This is a genomic window from Mesotoga sp. UBA5825 (assembly GCF_002432955.1).
Taxonomy (GTDB): Bacteria; Thermotogota; Thermotogae; order Petrotogales; family Kosmotogaceae; genus Mesotoga.
In genome coordinates, this window is record NZ_DJHG01000140.1 from 1,252 (window position 1) to 5,630 (window position 4,379).

General features: G+C 46.1%; 4 protein-coding genes. 3 read left to right on the plus strand and 1 reads right to left on the minus strand.

Annotated features, from left to right (window positions below):
• The 3 genes from B3N33_RS12830 to B3N33_RS12840 form a co-directional block, all read left to right on the plus strand.
• Positions 1 to 354: hypothetical protein (locus B3N33_RS12830; protein ID WP_292593543.1), on the plus strand; the 354-nt coding region annotated here is incomplete at its 5' end.
• A 32-nt stretch (positions 355 to 386) separates the two neighbouring features.
• Complete coding sequence (locus B3N33_RS12835; RefSeq protein WP_214079648.1) at positions 387 to 1,166, plus strand: hypothetical protein; 780 nt, start codon at positions 387 to 389, stop codon at positions 1,164 to 1,166.
• A gap of 1,591 nt (positions 1,167 to 2,757) precedes the next feature.
• On the plus strand, positions 2,758 to 3,750 hold the full coding sequence (locus tag B3N33_RS12840) for an MSCRAMM family protein (RefSeq protein ID WP_292593544.1): 993 nt from the start codon (positions 2,758 to 2,760) through the stop codon (positions 3,748 to 3,750).
• Here B3N33_RS12840 and B3N33_RS12845 read toward each other — a convergent pair whose 3' ends face one another.
• Complete coding sequence (locus B3N33_RS12845) at positions 3,751 to 4,275, minus strand: hypothetical protein (RefSeq protein ID WP_214079650.1); 525 nt, start codon at positions 4,273 to 4,275, stop codon at positions 3,751 to 3,753.
• Between the last annotated feature and the right edge of the window lie 104 nt (positions 4,276 to 4,379).

Genomic DNA, 4,379 nt, shown 5'->3' on the forward strand with positions numbered 1-4,379 from the left:
GCGACTACCATTACCGTTTACAGACCTGAACTCTCCGGAGGATATGGAAAAGAGAGGAAATTCAGGATCTCCGTAAGCCGAACTGACGGCATGCCGTTGTCTCTTAGGTGGTCAACTGAGATGCAGGTTATTTGGGACCCTACAAGTCAGCAAGGTGTAATTTCAACCACCTATATCGGTTATCTGGAGCTTTCAGATCCAAATACTTCCTACGATTTCGTAGATATCGTTTTCAAACCACGTGGAGAGGGAGTGACCTTCTTCGTTCAGTACTCAGTAGATGCCAATGACCTGGACATGGTAAGCAATACTTTAATTACTTTCACAGTTATTGATCTCGGTGAAGTTCAGTAGTCTCGTACAATTATGGTCTGGAGTTGATAGACATGTTCAAGAGGATTTCAGTTTTCGTTTTTTTATTAATCTTTGTTGCAGTAGGCGCCGATGTTCTAATCATAAACGGCCTTACCCATACATTCAATACGTCGGCAGGTCAGGTTCTTTCCGGAGAAATTCAGCTCCAGAACAACGGTAGCGAATCCGCAAGAGTGCGCTTCTACATTACAGATTACTTTTTCTACTACACAGGCTCTACACAGTATCCCGAAGCAGGAAGTCTCGAAAGGTCAAACGCCGACTGGATAGAGCTTCAGGCACCGGAGATAACTATCCCAGCCAATTCCAGTCTCAACTACAGCTTCTCAGTAATTGTACCGACAGACGAATCCCTTTATGGAACTTTCTGGGGCGTGATTATGGTTGAACCTGTAACGGAGTTCCTTGAAGAGACCAGTGAAGGTATAACTATGAGAACCCTTACCCGGTACGCGGTTCAGATAGTAACCAACCTGGGCAATCCAGATAACAAGAGCATCGTGATCATAGGAAGGAGCCTTGAAAAGGAAGGCGATCTGTACTCGCTGGCTCTGGACATAGAAAACACGGGTGACTGGTGGCTCAGGCCTCAGGTTTCAGCCAGAGTCTTTGACTCAACAGGAGTAACAATAGGGGAATTCTCTGGAAACTCTCTACGCCTTTATCCTGGCACCTCAGGGCACTTCAGGGTACCCTTCGAAGGTCTAGCTCCGGGAAGCTACAGTGTGCTGGCCCTTATTAGAGATGGTGAGGATGCATGGGGCGCACAGTACTCGATGATGATCGAATAATCATGAAACCGCAGAGACTGCTTGCGGTGCTTCTACTTCTGGTGACTGTCGCTCTGGCAGCGACAGATTTTGAAATATCACTCTCGTCGCCGCCTCCGGAAGAAGTAGGTCCCGGTGAGATTGTCTCTGTAGCAATCATTGTTCTCAACAATTCCTTTGAAGCGATTTCCTTGAGAGAATCTCTCTCTCTTCCGGAAGGCTGGCGAAGTGTTTTCGGTACTTCTACCTTTGAGGTTGCTCCCGACTCTTTTGAAATCAGGATAATCAGCTTCGTGGTTCCGAACAGAGCTCTCGCTGGAGATTACAAAGCCGTCTACTCAGTGCGCGATCCCGAGGGAAGAGAATCAGAAATAACAATCAATGTAAGAGTAGCTTCAACCCTCTCTTTATCACTTTCCAGAATCGAAGGCCCTGACTATGTACAGGCAGGCGAAGATTATTCTGTCGTATTCTCGATAACAAACAGCAGTAATATACCAGTTGTAATAGATCTTCGCGCAGATGACAATCTCTCTTACAGACTTAGCCTCAGCAAGTCTTCATTGACTCTTGAGCCTGCATCCACAGAGTCGGTTCTGGTGAGCGCGAAGACTTCTTCGCTGCTTACCGACCAGTCAACTCACATTATCACGCTTACCGCTAAGGAGAGTTCGGGCAGCATCAGAGTTACTTCCGCCCGCTCATCGGTGGTGATTATTCCTCCAGCCGACTCTATAGCAAACAGGTTCATTCTCTTGCCAGCAAGAGTTACGATCTTGGCAGGCTTTTCGGACTCCTTATACCTAAATTCAGCAATAAGAATCGATGGTTTCATCGATGACTCCAAGAAAAGGCGCGTCAATCTCGAGCTCTCTCTTCCAATCATAAAGGCAACCGAAGAAGAAAAACCCTTCACAATTTCAGCTTCCTATAGAAGTCCTTATTTTGAGGCGAGATACGGCAATATCTCGCGCATTGGCCTAGCATCTGTTTCTCTCGGTAATTCCACAAGCGGCTTGGATCTCCTGATCAAGCTAGATCCATGGAAGTTCGGCGGAAGTCTATCAGAAAGCTTTTCGGAGTACGACCTCTTTCTGGACTGGAGGAGATCTACAGATTTTGCGGTCGGACTTGCACTAGATGGGAATCTCTCGTTATCTGGGCAGCATATATTGTCGGTTGCAGCCGAATCAAGGATAGACCAGTTCAGGAACCGTTCCGTTCTCAGAGTACCGTCTTTAGACGGTAAGCTGGATGGCCTTCTCTTCTCTTCTGACTTCACGAATCGGGTTGAACATTGGCAGCTTAGGTCTTCTATAGACTACTCGAATCGAATATCAGAAGGCTCGGACAGGGAAATACTGAANNCATCTGGCAGGAGCCAGGCTCTCTCCGTCTCTCTCTCGAAGGGAATATTCAGAGAAATACTCCCTTCGATTTCCAGTTGCCAGGGCTTCTTGACAGCTTTTCCCTACAGGCCAGGGCATCATCACCTTCGCTTTCAGGTCTTTATCTTTCAATCGGCGGAAATTACGGAGCCGGCAGCGTTAGGTCGTCAGGAGGCCAGATTACTTACTTTGGAACTAATCTCTCAGCTTCTTACAGCTACTCAATGATAAGCGCTTTCGCATCTTTTGCACTGCAGTACTCAGGAATTCCTTCTGACTACAAAGGAACGCACTCTCTGGAACTTTACGGTTCTTACAGGTTCTCAAATCTCACATACGTCTATGCAAGAGCTTCCCTAAAGTATTATGTAGGTGACAGATGCGAAACGGCTCTCTCCCTTGTGGTAACACACATAACAGGCGGAGGTATGAAGTTGAACACTGTTCTGACATACGAGATGAGAGATCTGCAGCCTTCGAAAATTAAGGGTGAGTTTTTGAGCTCCGCAACTCTGCCTGGCGGCTCATCGATCGGCATTGGATTCAATGTGGGCGCTTCTCTCAAAGACTACTGGAAGCCATCGATAAGCTTTTCACTCAGTTATACCTTCCCTTTCTCACTCCCGGTTTCGCCGCGCTCAAACCTCACTTCTCTCTCAGGAGAAGTATCTATTCTGGTCGGGGGAGAGCAAGTTCCCGTCAAGGGGGCCGTCGTAACACTGAACAATCTAGTTTCAATAAGCGATGAGAATGGTCGATTCAAGTTCGGAGGGCTTAGACCTGGCAAGTACTACCTGGATATTGATGCCAGGTCTCTCGAGCGTGGTCTTATAAGTGTAAAGACAGTTCCATTCGAAATCGAACTTAAGGAAAACGAAGAGGATTTCGTTTCACTATACCTCACCAGATCTGCAACGCTTAGAGTGAGACTTATCAAGCCTGAACAGACAGAGATCAGCCTCGGTGGGGTTCTAATAATCCTGAGCAACGGAGAAGTATACAGACTCACTACAAGAGAAAGTGGAGAGATTGTGGTTCCCAATCTGAAACCCGGAAAGTTGACTGTGAGAATCGATACTTCTACCCTACCCAACGGGGTCGCGGTCGAATCTCAACTGATGGAAATCGATCTGAAGCCTGGAGCTACTGAAACGATAGAAATCCAATTAAGAGAAAAAGAAGAAAGCATAATCATAATAGATACAGGTGTACTGTGATCACTCACCGGAGAACGTAAAGATAACGTCAACAATCATTGCCATCGAAGCCAATTTCTCGGGTGAACGAACTTCCACATCATAAATAAACGTAGCTCCTTGAGCTCTTCCCGTCCAACAAGTTCCTATGTTGGAGAGTATCACCTTAGGTACATCACTTAGAATAACCCTTCCAGACGAATGACCGAGCTCTCCTACTCCTGATTCAGGAGACCTAACCTCTATCGCGGTTTCCATGAAATCAAGAATAGTGGGATCTGAGAGAGACGCAGTAATCGAACGGGACTTACCGTTTGTAGATACCGAGGTGTACCAGATCGTTCCGCCTTCAATGTTATCGAAGACAGCTCTTTCTCCTTCCACGAAGGCCCCTTCTGTAATTTCGAAGGCGAAAGTCGTTCTTGATACTTCGAGAAGAGCAACCGAATCAACGATTACCCTTATCTGCTGAGTAGCAGTATTCTGACTTCCAAACAAAACAGCAACCATAATAACTACAAACAATCCAGCGAGCAGCTGTCTCATGAGATCACCATCCCAGCAAGCCACGAATACATTCTATCACTTTTGATCATATAAATCAATCATTATACTTATGCTTTAATTTAAATCATATGATTATTTATTTT